Source organism: Staphylococcus sp. HMSC072E01 (genome assembly GCF_001814125.1).
In the GTDB taxonomy this organism is placed as follows: domain Bacteria; phylum Bacillota; class Bacilli; order Staphylococcales; family Staphylococcaceae; genus Staphylococcus; species Staphylococcus hominis.
On sequence record NZ_KV814959.1, the window covers coordinates 1 to 14,467 of the forward strand.

Consider the following 14,467-nt stretch of genomic DNA (forward strand, 5'->3'; position numbering starts at 1 on the left):
TGACATATTGTCATTCAGTTTTCAATGTTCATTTAAAATGTAATCTATTAAATTATATCAATTTCAATTTCGAAAGTCAATAACTAATTTTGATTACTTTTAATATTTTATATCGTTTTTCAAGATTTTGCAATGGTAAATTTTACACCGAATTTACATTTTTTAAAATGTATTAACACTTCTTTAAAACGACTTTTATATCTTATCAAACAATTCATTTAGTGTCAACAAATTATTTTAATAATTTTATTTTTGTTTTAAGCAATTCTTCTAACTTGCTCACAAAAAGATATTCTATCAGAATTTTTATATTTTGCAATAGAAAAAGCGCTCAAAATGATATTTTTTTCGAGCACTTTTACACTAATTTTTATTTATTATTTTATTGTTGTAGTAATTACTTTTTGTGCAATTGTTTTATAGATTTTTCCTAATCGATCTTCTTCTTGATAAATAGATGGTGAAAAATCATTAGGATTCCAAGAAGGTTGTTCAAGAGGTAGTTCTCCTAACAATTGGGTATTGAGCTCGTCCGCAAGTTTACGTCCTCCACCTTTACCAAATACATACTCTTTTTTTCCAGTTTCTTTACTTTCGAAATAACTCATATTTTCAATAACACCTAAAATAGAATGCTCTGTATGCTTAGCCATAGCTCCAGCTCTTGCTGCTACAAATGCTGCTGTTGGATGTGGTGTGGTTACTATTATTTCTTTACTACTTGGTAACATTGAATGAACGTCAAGAGCTACATCCCCTGTTCCAGGAGGTAAATCAAGTAATAAGTAATCTAACTCTCCCCATTTAACTTCAACAAAGAAATTCGTCAACATTTTTCCTAACATAGGACCACGCCAAATAACTGGTGCATTTTCTTCAACGAAAAATGCCATTGAAATCACTTTAACACCATGACGTTCTACAGGAATAATCTCTTTTCCTTGAACACCAGGCTTTTCATCTATACCCATCATATCTGGAACACTAAAACCATAAATATCAGCATCTATGAGTCCCACTCTTTTACCTTCTCTTGCTAATGCTACTGCTAAGTTTACGGCTATAGTTGATTTTCCTACTCCCCCTTTACCAGAAGCAATTGCAATAAACTCCACTGGATTATTCTGTGACAATAATCCCTCAATTGTCTTAGGTTTCTCTTTTTCTTTTCCTGTATATTTTTCCACAACTTCGGCAGGTAGTTCCTCAAAACGAATGCCCACTGTATTTGCACCATTTTCTTTTAAAGCTTTAACCACTGACATTTGCAAATCAAGCTGTGGTTGTCCACCTAATTGAGCCATAGCAACTTTAACACTTACATGTTGAATTTCTTCTTTTATTTTTACTTCTACAATTCCCTTTGTTTCTTTTAAAGACACATTAATAATTGGATCTTTTAAGTCTCCCACTATTTTTTCTACTTGTTCTACCGTTAACAACTCATTATCCCCCTTAAATTTCTTTATATTCATATTTTAACAAATTTACTTACAATCTGTGCTGAATTTATCAAGAATTTATAACTTATATCTACTTCTTATCATTCAAGTCTTCACTATCTGGATAAAAAATCATTTTACATAAATATAGTATTCCAATAATTAATGCAATAACCCAAAATTCAATTTTAATATATACGTAATGAATATGAATAACAAAATAGAATAGGATAGTCGTAATTACATATGAAATTAAATGAAATAGTGTTCCATTAAAATATGGATTATTAGGTAATTGCTTTCTAAAGTAATCCATTAAATGCTCAACAGCAAATAGCAAAAAGTATCCAAATACTATATAGCTACCGTAATATACTAAATTGCTGAATAAATCCTTATTGTATGTAAAAAATCCTAATTTAAAAAAAATAAGAATTCGACTTAATCCAAATAACCCAAATCCTAAAAATATTAAAAATATACAACCTGATAGAATAAAAATAATAAGAATAAGAAGAGCCGGAAAGATACCGTTAAATTTTTGATTAGAAAATTTCATTCCTCTCTTTCCTCCTCTTTTCATCAATAATACTTTATAATGATACTTTATCATTTATATATAGTAACTTAAAATTATTATTTTATACTTTCTTTATTCTCTTTAAATAAAAATACCCACATTAAAATTAATATAAGCGCAACAATTGTGATTACAGTTAATATATTATAAAAGTTACCTCCTAACAAACCAAATTGAAGTGCATATAATGACCCCATCAATGTAGATCCTATAGATGATCCTAAATTTTTAGTTAATGCATAGAATGACATCATTTTTTTCATATATTTAGGACTTGTTTCTTCTTGCACAATTACACTGTCTTTAGTATAAACGAAACCAAAACTCAATCCTGCAAGAATCACAGCTCCCGCAATAATAAGAGGAATATGAAGTCCAAATACTAAAATCATATTACTTAAAATTAATGATATGAAAGCTCCGATATATAATTTTTTTCTTGAAAATTTTGATTCTACTTTAGCTAAATTGAAGTTTAAAGCTAACCATGCAACAGAAAGTGGAAATATAACTAATCCACTTTGTATTGGAGATAGTTTTAAATAATCTTGTAAATAAACAGGTATATATAAGTTATACCCCATTAGACATATTGCTATAAGTAAATCAGTTATAAATACCAGTGAAATTGATTTATTAAATTCACTTATTGGTAAAAAAGGCATATTTTTTTTATTTTCATATTTGAATAAAATGAATAATATAACTATTGCTAATATTAATGCAATAATATTAAAAGTAACACCTGTTTTATTTAATAAACTAAACATAAGAAGTCCTATAAATATATAAAACAAGGATAATCCTTTTCCATCAAATTGTATGTGTTGTACTTCCGCTTCTTCTGGAAAATGAAAAGTAAGAAAAGCTAAAACAATAGCTATCAATGCTATGGGTATGTTGATATAAAACAACCAATGCCATGTTGCAACTTCTAATATTCCACCACCTAATAACGGTCCAAGAATACTTGAAATTCCCCAGACACTTCCAACGATGCCCATTATTTTGTAACGAAGCGGAATTTCAAATGCTAGTTTTGGTACAATTTGAGTCAAAGACATCATAACTCCTGCGCCAAGTCCCTGGATGCCTCTTGAAATAATTAACATTGTAAACGTTTCACTCATACCTGACACAAAACTTCCAACACCAAATAATAGTATGCCGACTACAGCTATATATAGAATCTTAAATCTTGTGAGAAGTTCACCCACAATAGGATTTGCTACAACAAGTGCTATAAAATAAACGGTAAAGACTAATGGCACTGCTGTACCAGCATTCAAATCTTTACGAATGGTAGGCAATGCTAGTGAAATAATTGAACTTTCAATTGCTGCCATAAACATTGTTAAAACCAAAGTCACTACAATACCTATTGATTTTAATTTCATCTTTGCCCTCCTATGTATTTAAAAAGTTCATAATATAGAATATTCTTAATTATATTCATAAACAACTTTAATGTATTATTAAAAAAAGAAAAAACAGGGTAGAATTCTTTTTGAATTCATAGTCCTGTTTCTAAATAAGCACTTAATAAACTAAGTTATTCTCAATGATATAACCTTTCAGCTAGGTCTACATAAAATATACGATTCCTATAAAATGAAAGAGTGATGCGATAACAATAAAAATATGCCATATCATATGAAAATATGGACGGTTTTTTTGTGCATAAAACCACGCTCCAATGGTATAAGAAAGACCACCTAATACGATAAATAAAATAAATAACCAAGATGTTCTAATAATAATCACAGGTAAAAATATAATGCCAACCCATCCCATAACTAAGTATACGATTAAGCTTAATTTGGGATTTACATGAGTTGAAATTGACTTATATAGAATACCCCATATTGTTGTTCCCCATAATAACAAAAAGACCAGCCATCCTAACCAACCTCCAACAACTGTTAGTAAGACAGGTGTATACGTTCCAGAAATTGCTACATATATCATACTATGGTCAATAATTCTTAATATATACTTATGCGATGTATTATTTTTCATTGAATGATATACAGTAGAGGAAATAAACATCATGAAAATACTAATAACAAAGATAGAAACACTAATAGAACTTAGTGTTCCATACTCATTATAACTATGTACTGCTGCATAAGGCAGTAAAAATAAAGTCATTAGTGCAGCAACACCATGTGAAGTTGCATTACCAATTTCCTCGCCAAAAGATAGTGGAATGATGTCTTTAAATGATTCAATTACATTATCTTTTGTATGCTGAGATGATTTAGACATCGTATTCCACCATCCTTTAAATGACATTCATTCGTTTTAAATCATCAGTTGCAGTTTCTACACTGTCTTTTCCCTCTTTATTTTTCAAAGGTGAAAATTCTTCTTTTCTTGGAACTTGTAATGTAATAAAGCTATTCGCATATCGGAAAATATCAAAATAAAATAGTTCAAATTTTAAAGATGTTTTTTCAATTAAACCAAAGTCATCATCCAGTTGTTTCAATTTTTTAATAGCTAAATGATATGGTAAATCATTATTTACCGCTTGATTTATAAACGATAACTTAAATGCGTGAATGCCAATATTTGCATTATCAAATGTATTCGCTACATTTTCATCAAGTTCTGAGTATTCAAGTACAGTATCTTTATTATCTTTACTAACTAATCGTCCAACACTTTCACCCTTTTTAGGTTGAATAGATTTAGAAGTGATATCTTTATCATTTACTACTGTAAACCCTACAAATACAGGATCAAGAACCTTTACTAACACATTATCAATATTATTTAAGAAAATGAACTTTACGCCATCTTTCTCCATTTTATCTAAATAACCATAATGCTCTAGCGATTTAAATATCCCGCCATTACCATTAGGTGTTTCCATAATATAGCCTTTTTCATTAAAAATAAGTCTACCATTTTCACTTAGAGCCACAATGTTGTCTTGTTTAAAAAAGTGAATACGTTCTGGGTTATAACCAAAATAATCATGGTTTTCAAAATAACGTAATGTTTCCTCATGATTAATATCACTAGTCATAATATACCAATTAATACAATGTCCTGTTTCATTTTTTAGATGCAATAGTTGTCTTGCTTGAAGTTCAAATAAGCTTACACCTTCAATTTCAAAAGAACCTTTAGGTCCCTTATAACCTAAACGTGTGCCCTGACCACCAGCCATAAGAACAACAGCAAATTCTCCATTTCTTATTGCTTCTATTCCTTTATGTTCATAATATTCACGATCTTGCTCCGTGAATGCTTCCTTAATTTTATAATCAACTTCAGAAACTGCAGTAACATCTGTAATTGTTTTACGATTAACATATAAACTTTGATAAAGTTCTTGAATAAATTCTAAATCTAATGAGTTCACTTTTTCATCTAATTGCTCTTTTTCATTACTACTCATCATTTTCTCATATTCAATTAAATGTTCTTGATTGTATTTTTCTAATTTACTTTGATCTAGCATTACTAACTCTCCTTATAGATAGTTCGTGTCATTCAAATATATTTATCATATTAATTATAAATTTGATATTAAGACAAGAAAGATGATCCATCATATTCATTGATATCATCCGGGCAATGAATGGCTCACATATTTCAAGATTTCATTTATAAACTCCTGAAATATTATGTATATTGCTCCAATACTAAAAGCTGTTGATAAAGATGCATCTAAAAAACCACCAGTTTTGAAAGTAAAAGGAAACTTAATCGATAGAGGTATTGGATAAAGTAACTTTACCCCTCTAGGTGTCAACATATCTAGTATAACATGAGAAGCCATTGCACCGATAATAGTAACTAAATAATAAGTCGGAGTTTGAATTAAAATAAGTAAAAAACCTATCATACCTAAAAATAACAATGAATGCGTAAATGTTCGATGTCCGAAGATAGTACTAACGAGCAAACTAAGAATTTTAAATTGTCTTCCAATCTTACTTCTTGTATGACAAATATCTGGAAGTAAACTTCCTGATATTGCTAAACAAATTACTGTTACAGTAGAAAATAGATCTGTATGATAATGATCAACTGTTATTGCTCCTACAAGCAAACCAGCAGCTACATGCGTTTTTCCTGTCATTTATCTTCTCCTTTATTAAAAATATATTAACATAAATAGCCCTAAAATACGAACATATTTTCGGTATATAGATACTTTTCTTTAAACGTTTATTTTTCTTATTTATTACAAGTATTTTATTTGATATATCTTTGAATTTGTATATTATTAAAATAAATAAGGAGGTCTGACTATGTTTGTTGTTACAAATCGTATTACTGTAAAAAAAGGATTTGCTGAAAAAATGGCACCACGTTTCACTAAAGGTGGTAAGATTGAACAACTAGAAGGTTTCAGAAAAATTGAAGTTTGGCAAATTGATAATACTAATGATACTGAATATATGTTTGTTAATACATGGTGGGACAGTGAAGAAAACTTCAAAGCTTGGACCCAAAGTGATGCGTTTAAAGAAGCGCATAAAAATACTGGAAAATCTTCAACAGAAGATTCACCAGTAGTAACAAGTGAAATTGTAAAAGCAAACGTACTATCAACTTTAGAATAAAAAAAGAAGCAGGAAGGAATTGGAATTGCATTCATCAATCCTTACCCTGCTTCTTTTTTTATAGTAATACATGTGCCATTAAAGCAATAATTGGTAATGTGATTGCAGTTCTGATTAAAAATATCATAAATAATTTTCCGAGACTGACCGGGATTTTAGAACCTAAAATAACACCGCCCACTTCAGATAGATAAATTAATTGAGATATACTTAAAGCACCGATCACAAATCGTGTCAATTCACTGTGTACCGTCGCTATTAAGATAGAAGGTAAAAACATATCTGCAAAACCAATAAGTAAAGTTTCAGACGCTTTTGCAGCTTCAGGAATTTGAAGTAATTGTAATATAGGAATAAATGGTTTTCCTATGATTTCAAATACTGGTGTATAATTTGCTATTATCGTGGCAATAGTCCCTATACTCATCACTACTGGTAAAATAACAAACCACATATCAATCACCGTTTTAATTCCCGTTTTAAAAAATGCTTTAACTCCTGGCGCTTTTAGCCCTACAATTGTAGCTTCATCAAAACCATGAGCTAATGCAGTTTTTCCTTCTGGAAGTTTTTCAAGTCGTGTACTTTCAGATACTTCTTTCGTAAAATCATCGGGAATTTGATTTAGTGGCCATATTCTTGGCATAATTATCGCTGCAACTAAGCAAGAAACGATCACTGTTAAATAAAATACAAAAAACTTTTGTTGTAATCCAATAGTTTGAGCAATAACAATAGCAAACGTGATTGATACAACACTAAAAGTTGTAGAAATGACTATTGATTCTCTTTTTGAATAAATACCTTTTTCATATTGACGACTTGTAATAAGCACGCCTACTGTTCCATCTCCTATAAATGAGGCTAAATTATCAACTGCTGATCGTCCTGGTAAAGTAAATAATGGTCTCATGATTGGTCTAAACAATGGTCCTAAAAATTCTAATAAACCGTATTCCATTAATAAAGGTAAAAATAAGGCAGCAAAAAGGAATACTGCTACTAATGTAGGTAATAAATCATTAAATACTAATCCGCCCGTATCTTCTGAATAGATCACTTTACTTCCAATTTTAAAATAAGTCATCCAGACAAATACAACTGCAAGTACTCTTAATATCATCCACACTGGGCCGACTTGAAATGCATTCGCGATAAGACCACCTGGTTTTACTTTATTCTTTAAAATTGTTGAAAATAAAATAGTCAAAATAGCCGATAATGTAATGATTGTCATAATGAGAATTGACATTGCAGGTCCTAATAAATCTTTTAACCAATTTGCCAAAAATGCCACTGGTAATGTCGTTTGTTTCTCCCCATCTTGTACAATTGGAATGGGTATTAAAAATAAAATAATACCAATGATTGACATCGATATAAATTTTATTCTTCCTTTTATTTTCTCCTGTTTGTTATAATTCTCCAATATTCACCCTTCTTTCCATTTATATAGGTAATTGTATTTATTCATTCATTTTGTATTTTCATCGAAATTAACATCTATTAATTATATAAATATAACTTTATATGTATTTTTATAAATAATATGTACTTTACTATATCTTATTTTCAAATAACTTGCAATATACAAAAGTTTAAAATTTCACAAAAAAATGTGAGATAGCATTCACTGTGAATACGATCTCACTCTTTTAATATTTAAATTCTTCTAAGTAACAATAAAAAGTATGGAACACCAACAATGGCAATAACTACGCCTACTGGTATATCAAGTGGTGGATGAATACCTCTTGCTAATCCATCACTAAATAAAATAAGGATTGCTCCAATTAAACCAGACATCATCACTACGTGAACATGACGATAACCGACAATTTTTCGAGCTATGTGTGGCGCAATTAATCCAAGAAAACTGATTCCTCCAACTATTGAAATAGATGCTCCTGCTAACATCACTGATAAAATCAACAATATCATTTTAATACGTTTTATTCGTGTACCTAATGCTATCGCTATTGAATCTCCTAGGTTTAAGATATCGAGTTGATGACTTAAAGCAATGACGATTGGAGTCGTAATGATAAACCAAGGTAAAATTGAATATACATTTTCTATCGTATGACCATAGAGACTACCTGTTAACCATATAAGCGCATTATTTGCATCCATGGGATTTCGTATTAGTAAAAATTGTGCAATTGCTGTACATATAGCACCAATTGCTAAGCCAATTAATGCCAACGTAGACCCTTTAATATTAAATTGAGATATTAAAAAAGATAAAATTAAACTGATTATTAATGCACCAACAAATGAACCCAGAGGTAAAATGATTAAAGGAGCATTAGGAAAAACCATAATAATAATAATCGCTGCTAAACTCGCACCTTTAGTCATTCCAATAACATCTGGAGAAGCGAGAGGATTTTTTACTACCCCTTGTATGATTGTTCCTGAAATAGCTAAACTACTTCCTACTATTAATCCTAAAAGTGTTCTGGGTATACGATATTCATTTAGAATAAAATCATCTTGTATCAATAAACTATTTATTACTTTAATGGGATGATACATTGTTGCGCCAACACATAAGCTAATAAATATACTTATGATTAATATAGTAACGACAAGTGCATAACGAATAGCTAATGAGTGGTGTGTCATATTCGTTTCACTCTCCTTAAAGTAATAAATAAGAAATAAAATGCTCCTATAAATGAAGTAACAATTCCAACTGGTGATTCATAGGGATATGTAATTAAACGACTCAATGTATCAGATAATAACAATAAATTTGCGCCAACTATAAATGTTAACGGAATTAAAATGAAGTAATTATGCGGTGCATAACGTTTTACTATATGTGGCACGATTAATCCTATAAATCCAATAGGTCCTACAATAGAGACAGATGTCCCAGCAAATATAATAACAAGTAATCCGATAATGATTCTTATCACTTCAGTTTTTTGACCTAAACTTTTGGCTAGTGTATCACCTAATTCCATTATTGTAAGTTGTCTTGCAAATGCAATTAGTATGATAAGTCCCATAAGAATCCAAGGACAAATTATCATTACATCTTTCCATTTCATTCCATTTAAAGAGCCAACTAACCAAAACATAACAGTAGAATTAGAATCTTCATTAAGTAAAATAACACCTTGTGTAAGACTACTAAAAAACAAATGTACTGCCATTCCTGCTAAAGCTAATTTCACTGGTGTTATTTTTTTCGTAGAACCAGATAATAAATACACAGTTAACCCACCAATAAATGCCCCAATAAACGCTAAATAGGTTGCATAGTTTCCCATCGTAGGCATTAATACTGTCACTAATACGATAATAAATGAAGCCCCCGCATTGACCCCAAATATTTGCGGAGATGCTAATGGATTTCTAGTTATAGATTGCATGAGTAAACCAGCCAAAGCTAAGGCACCTCCCACAAGTATGGCAACAATCATCCTTGGCATTCTAACATTTTGAATGATAAACGTCTGCTTGTTTTCAATTGAAGTAAAAAAGTAATGATACATATCTTTAGTTTGAATATTTAAAGTTCCAGTGGCTAAATTAAGATAAACAAAAATAACAAGAAGGCAAACACTCACTGAAAAGGTGAGTGTCATACGCTTCTTGATTGATCTTTTATTAGCAGAAAGACGATTACTTTTTTGTATAGTCATTGTCAATCCATCCTATTTATTTCTATCTTTTTTTGAGATTTCTACAATTTCTTTAGCCATTTCTTCTGAAGAGATTAAACCACGTGCGCGGGCCCATGTATCACGATCAACCACATCTATTTTATGATTTTTAACTGCATTAAGTTTGTTCCAAATAGGATCTTTTTTCAATTCTTGATAAGAAGGTTCTTTAGAACTTGCACCATTTGTCATAATAAACATGCGTTCTGGATTGATTTCAGATAATGTTTCTGAATTGAGTTGTAAATAAGGTCCTTGTAAATATTTACTTAATCCTTTCGTCACATCTTTATTTAATGCTTCTTTAAAACCTAATTCACCTAATAACTGTCCCACATAAGATTCACTTGGATGCGCTAGTAACCCAGACTTAGAAGCTACAGCTGGAAGTACTTTTTCATTTTTATCAAATTGAATCTCTTGTTTATATTGAGCTATTTTTTTCTTATGTTCGTCTAAACGTTTTTTACCCTGTTTCTCTTTATTAAGAGATTTAGCTATAACTTTAAACGCTCCGATATTTTCATTATAGTCGCCGTCGAAGCTTTTTAATTCTATTGTTGGAGCAATTTTACTTAATTCCTTATAAATTCCTTTATGTCGATTACTGTCAGCAATAATTAAATCAGGTTTTAATTTACTTATTTCTTCTAAATTTGGTTGTTTACGCGTACCAACAGATGTATAATTTCTAATTTTATCTCTTAACGGTTTAATTATTCTATTCTTTTTATTATCGTCTGCTATTCCTACAGGCTTAACATCCAAAGCTACTAATGCATCAACAAATGAAAATTCTAAAGCTACTACTCTCTTAGCATCTTTAGGTACTTTAGTTGTTCCTAAATCATGTTTAATCTCCATAATATCTTTAGATGACGAAATTTGATTAGATGAATTTGATCCATTGTTACTTACCTTTCCACATGCAGTTGTTAATACTAAAGTCAATAATATTGAAATGATTCCAAAAATTGTTGTTTTTTTCATGATGACACTCCTTAATATGTATTGAGGTATACCTTCATTTTATTGATAACGATTATCATTGTCAATAAAATATAAAAATAAGGATTGGCACAGAATTTATTTTGAATTCGTTGGCCCATCCCGAAAATGTTGACTACTAACGCATAAAGAAATCTGAGACACTATTGATGTCTCAGATTCTATATAATAAGTTATATGTTGTTGATATATTTTGATTGCTTCAAATTGTTAATACGTTGAGAAATAGCTTGTTCTTCACTATAATATTTTTCCATTCTCTGATAATACATTAGTTGTGATAGCGCTTCGTATTCTAATGAAAATGGTATGCAATCTCCTACTTTATAGTTAATTTCTTCTTTTAAATCTATCATTAAATGATCACTTGAAGCACCCATAATTTCTATTCGATGATTGAGTGGTTTTATTTTTTCAATCACAGTATCAATATATCCCACATCTACAATAGCTTGTAAGTAACTTTCTTTCGTCTTTGTATACCTAGGTTTAATTTCAATAATTTCCGCTTCAAGTAATATTGCATTTTGAAATAACTCAGGTATATTTTCATTATTAGTTGTATCCACACCACGAAATAATGTTTCTCCTATTCTCAACTCATTAATACATCCTAAATCATATTGTTTTAACAATGGAAGCATACTTGAGTTACCTCCAGAAATAACTTCAAATGATACCCCTGTTTCGTATTGTACATGGTGAACAAATTGATTTATTTCGTCAATATCATTTAATGTTGGAGCTTTAGACTTAAAACACATGAAATTAAATGCAAGACCTAAAAGTTTTATATTATTCATTAGTTTTATTTCATTAATATATTCAACTATATGATAAGGTAATACACCTTCACGTTGATCTTTCCAATCAACCATCAATATAACTTGATGTTGATTACTCATTTCAGTTGCAATATGATTTAACTGACGTATTGTTACCATTTCTGTTTGAATACTTACGTAACTTTCTTTAATCAAATCTTCATACTGACGCTTTAAAGGAGATCTCAAAAGTAAAAATTGACAATCTTTTGTAAATTGCTGCGGTATATTTTCTAGTCGAGATTCTGCAAAGTAGTTAAATCCTACTTTCATTAATCGTTTAATGATATGTTCATCTCCAGCAATACTTTTTATCACAGGTATAATGGCTATATTTTTGCTGTCAAACAACATTTTTAATACATGTGCATTATATTCAATCTTTGATAAATTGATTACAATACGAGACACTTAATTCACCTCTCTTTTTATTGGATTATCTAAACTAATATTCAGATATTTTTTCACTTTCTTTTTCATTCTCATTTTCAACAATGCTTTTACTGTAATTGTAGGTCCAAATAAAACTTTTCTTAATGTATCTGCATGAGGCTTAGTATCATTAATTGCTACTTCTATTTCTTCTTGAATTATATTAAAAAGTTCTTCTTCTTTTATAAAGTCATACTTTTTAAAATGAAAAATTAATTCTGCCAGTTGATTTTGAACGACTGCGTGTTGAAATTTCATAATGACTTCTTCAATTGAGTCTGCAAGTAAACTTTTATTTTCCACTTCTATATGCTTTAATTTTTGACTTAGTGTTTTAATATCTATTCGAGAGCCACCGAGATCTCGCACTATAAATTGTATTTGATACTTTGGTCCTAAATGCACTAGTGTATTTTGCATATGTGCTTCTAAAGCTATACCATAATCTTGTATTAAAGCTAATAAAGGTGTTACCAGTTGACGAGTATAATTTCGCATAAACTGATGAATGGTATGTTGATTAATGTCATCATTCATCCATTTAAGGTAACTATCTACTGTGATTTCATTATCTACTACATTTTTATTTACTAATGCACCTGTAACTAATAAAATACCATCATCTTTTGTAAAAGGTTTTTCACGAATAATACAAGCAAGTTGTCTAGCATCGTCACTGTCTGTTTTAGCAAATAAACCATAGGGCTCAAGTGCAACATCTAATTCTAATTGTGTATACTGATTTAATTCACGATGTAATGCTTGACTTAATTTGGGTCCATCAATTGTTGTTTCTGGGGACACTGTTCTAACTGCACTAGTAGCTTGAACATTGACTGGTAATTTCACATGATAAGGATGATTGATTAGCGACATTGTTCTAAAAGAAGATGTTGCTTTAGATGGAACATGAAATGGAGTAGATATCAAAATATGATCTTGTAGCCACTCCTTATATTTATTACGAATAGTATGTTCATATTGCCATGGGTGAACTAAAATGACTTTATAGTCTTTAAGCAAACGTTCTCTATCATTCATGAATGTATGTAATTCGTCAATATATTCAGGAATAACCTCATTTAAAATAAACTGAGAATGATCAAAAATGGTTGTAACATTTACATACTCATTATGTATTAGCATCACTTTCAAATTAATAATCTTTTCAAATTCTGGCGAATAGGTTCTCACTTCTTCCATTGATAAAGGTAATTTTGTTTTAGTAAGTGGATGTGTAGGATGACCTTCAAATATTAAGCTTTCAGAATATAGTACGTCATCTATATCATTATCTTTTTTCAACTTTTCTAGCCAAGTAAAAAAATTTAAACGTTCTGAGGCATTTATATATTTATCATGTCTTTGAAGATACTCATGACGTGTATCGAATGCTTTATATACTTCAATGAAACTATCTCTGCTATGAATAAGTTCACTTTTTAAATGGAATGGTATATCAATATGAAAGTCTGTTACTAGTATGTCTAATAGTTTTTCTAGACTATCCACTGATTCTTTATGTTGATGATTTATATATATTATCGGCCCATCAAATTCATATCGAGATAATGCACTTTCGTATTTATAATGAACGTTTAGAAGCACTTGTTCAAACTCAATCGTTATATAATGATTTTCTTTAAAAATGGCAGTTGAATGAGTCCATATATTTTCCTTTATTAGAGCATTTATTACTCTGTATTGCATATTTCTATCTGCATGCTTCCACTCGTTTAACATTTTTAAATCCTCCGCCTTATCATTCGTTTTCATAATTAAGTTTAACTAGTTTAATAATTATAAATTTAATTAAGGGTACTAGCAATGACATGAACTTAGAATTTATTAAAATATTGTGTCTTAAATTTAAACTATCTTTTACAAAGGTTTAATTTTAGAGTTAGATATTATACAAACT

Annotated in this window: 13 protein-coding genes; 1 reads left to right on the forward strand and 12 read right to left on the reverse strand. The window is 29.7% G+C overall.

Features of this window, described 5'->3' with window-relative positions; translation table 11 throughout:
- Positions 1-377: 377 nt before the first annotated feature.
- From HMPREF2953_RS00815 to HMPREF2953_RS00840, 6 genes are all read right to left on the reverse strand, one after another.
- The gene (locus HMPREF2953_RS00815) at positions 378-1,442 is read right to left on the reverse strand and encodes an Mrp/NBP35 family ATP-binding protein (protein ID WP_070671328.1); all 1,065 of its coding nucleotides are present in this window, start codon (positions 1,440-1,442) and stop codon (positions 378-380) included.
- A 91-nt stretch (positions 1,443-1,533) separates the two neighbouring features.
- Positions 1,534-2,001 (reverse strand): SepA family multidrug efflux transporter, encoded by a 468-nt coding sequence (locus HMPREF2953_RS00820; protein WP_070671329.1) that lies wholly within the window; start codon positions 1,999-2,001, stop codon positions 1,534-1,536.
- A gap of 77 nt (positions 2,002-2,078) precedes the next feature.
- Positions 2,079-3,419: a multidrug efflux MFS transporter SdrM gene (gene sdrM, locus HMPREF2953_RS00825; protein WP_070671332.1), complete on the reverse strand. Its 1,341-nt coding sequence runs from the start codon at positions 3,417-3,419 to the stop codon at positions 2,079-2,081.
- A gap of 187 nt (positions 3,420-3,606) precedes the next feature.
- Complete coding sequence (locus HMPREF2953_RS00830; RefSeq protein WP_017175367.1) at positions 3,607-4,290, reverse strand: PAQR family membrane homeostasis protein TrhA; 684 nt, start codon at positions 4,288-4,290, stop codon at positions 3,607-3,609.
- A gap of 16 nt (positions 4,291-4,306) precedes the next feature.
- On the reverse strand, positions 4,307-5,494 hold the full coding sequence (locus HMPREF2953_RS00835) for a UTP--glucose-1-phosphate uridylyltransferase (protein WP_070671334.1): 1,188 nt from the start codon (positions 5,492-5,494) through the stop codon (positions 4,307-4,309).
- A gap of 105 nt (positions 5,495-5,599) precedes the next feature.
- A complete protein-coding gene (locus HMPREF2953_RS00840) occupies positions 5,600-6,118 on the reverse strand; it encodes a metal-dependent hydrolase (RefSeq protein ID WP_070671336.1) in 519 nt (172 codons plus the stop codon).
- Positions 6,119-6,290: 172 nt separating this feature from the next.
- Between HMPREF2953_RS00840 and HMPREF2953_RS00845 the strand changes: the two genes are divergently transcribed.
- Positions 6,291-6,605: a heme oxygenase gene (locus HMPREF2953_RS00845; RefSeq protein ID WP_049334535.1), complete on the forward strand. Its 315-nt coding sequence runs from the start codon at positions 6,291-6,293 to the stop codon at positions 6,603-6,605.
- A 58-nt stretch (positions 6,606-6,663) separates the two neighbouring features.
- Here HMPREF2953_RS00845 and HMPREF2953_RS00850 read toward each other — a convergent pair whose 3' ends face one another.
- From HMPREF2953_RS00850 to HMPREF2953_RS00875, 6 genes are all read right to left on the reverse strand, one after another.
- Positions 6,664-7,980: a YjiH family protein gene (locus HMPREF2953_RS00850; RefSeq protein ID WP_070671338.1), complete on the reverse strand. Its 1,317-nt coding sequence runs from the start codon at positions 7,978-7,980 to the stop codon at positions 6,664-6,666.
- Between the two features lie 287 nt (positions 7,981-8,267).
- On the reverse strand, positions 8,268-9,233 hold the full coding sequence (locus tag HMPREF2953_RS00855; protein WP_070671341.1) for a FecCD family ABC transporter permease: 966 nt from the start codon (positions 9,231-9,233) through the stop codon (positions 8,268-8,270).
- On the reverse strand, positions 9,230-10,261 hold the full coding sequence (locus HMPREF2953_RS00860; protein ID WP_070671344.1) for a FecCD family ABC transporter permease: 1,032 nt from the start codon (positions 10,259-10,261) through the stop codon (positions 9,230-9,232). Before HMPREF2953_RS00860 ends, HMPREF2953_RS00855 begins: the two co-directional genes overlap by 4 nt.
- A 12-nt stretch (positions 10,262-10,273) precedes the next feature.
- A complete protein-coding gene (locus HMPREF2953_RS00865) occupies positions 10,274-11,272 on the reverse strand; it encodes an ABC transporter substrate-binding protein (RefSeq protein ID WP_070671346.1) in 999 nt (332 codons plus the stop codon).
- A gap of 191 nt (positions 11,273-11,463) precedes the next feature.
- Positions 11,464-12,525: an alanine racemase gene (locus tag HMPREF2953_RS00870; protein WP_070671348.1), complete on the reverse strand. Its 1,062-nt coding sequence runs from the start codon at positions 12,523-12,525 to the stop codon at positions 11,464-11,466.
- Positions 12,526-14,289: an IucA/IucC family protein gene (locus HMPREF2953_RS00875; RefSeq protein WP_070671350.1), complete on the reverse strand. Its 1,764-nt coding sequence runs from the start codon at positions 14,287-14,289 to the stop codon at positions 12,526-12,528.
- Positions 14,290-14,467 lie beyond the last annotated feature (178 nt).

What these genes read in the sequence shown, in the direction of transcription:
- HMPREF2953_RS00820 (WP_070671329.1), bottom strand. Translation starts at nt 2,001, where the DNA reads ATGAAATTTTCTAATCAAAAATTTAACGGTATCTTTCCGGCTCTTCTT.
- sdrM (WP_070671332.1), bottom strand. Translation starts at nt 3,419, where the DNA reads ATGAAATTAAAATCAATAGGTATTGTAGTGACTTTGGTTTTAACAATG.
- HMPREF2953_RS00830 (WP_017175367.1), bottom strand. Translation starts at nt 4,290, where the DNA reads ATGTCTAAATCATCTCAGCATACAAAAGATAATGTAATTGAATCATTT.
- HMPREF2953_RS00835 (WP_070671334.1), bottom strand. Translation starts at nt 5,494, where the DNA reads ATGCTAGATCAAAGTAAATTAGAAAAATACAATCAAGAACATTTAATT.
- HMPREF2953_RS00840 (WP_070671336.1), bottom strand. Translation starts at nt 6,118, where the DNA reads ATGACAGGAAAAACGCATGTAGCTGCTGGTTTGCTTGTAGGAGCAATA.
- HMPREF2953_RS00845 (WP_049334535.1), top strand. Translation starts at nt 6,291, where the DNA reads ATGTTTGTTGTTACAAATCGTATTACTGTAAAAAAAGGATTTGCTGAA.
- HMPREF2953_RS00850 (WP_070671338.1), bottom strand. Translation starts at nt 7,980, where the DNA reads ATGTCAATCATTGGTATTATTTTATTTTTAATACCCATTCCAATTGTA.
- HMPREF2953_RS00855 (WP_070671341.1), bottom strand. Translation starts at nt 9,233, where the DNA reads ATGACACACCACTCATTAGCTATTCGTTATGCACTTGTCGTTACTATA.
- HMPREF2953_RS00860 (WP_070671344.1), bottom strand. Translation starts at nt 10,261, where the DNA reads ATGACTATACAAAAAAGTAATCGTCTTTCTGCTAATAAAAGATCAATC.
- HMPREF2953_RS00865 (WP_070671346.1), bottom strand. Translation starts at nt 11,272, where the DNA reads ATGAAAAAAACAACAATTTTTGGAATCATTTCAATATTATTGACTTTA.
- HMPREF2953_RS00875 (WP_070671350.1), bottom strand. Translation starts at nt 14,289, where the DNA reads ATGTTAAACGAGTGGAAGCATGCAGATAGAAATATGCAATACAGAGTA.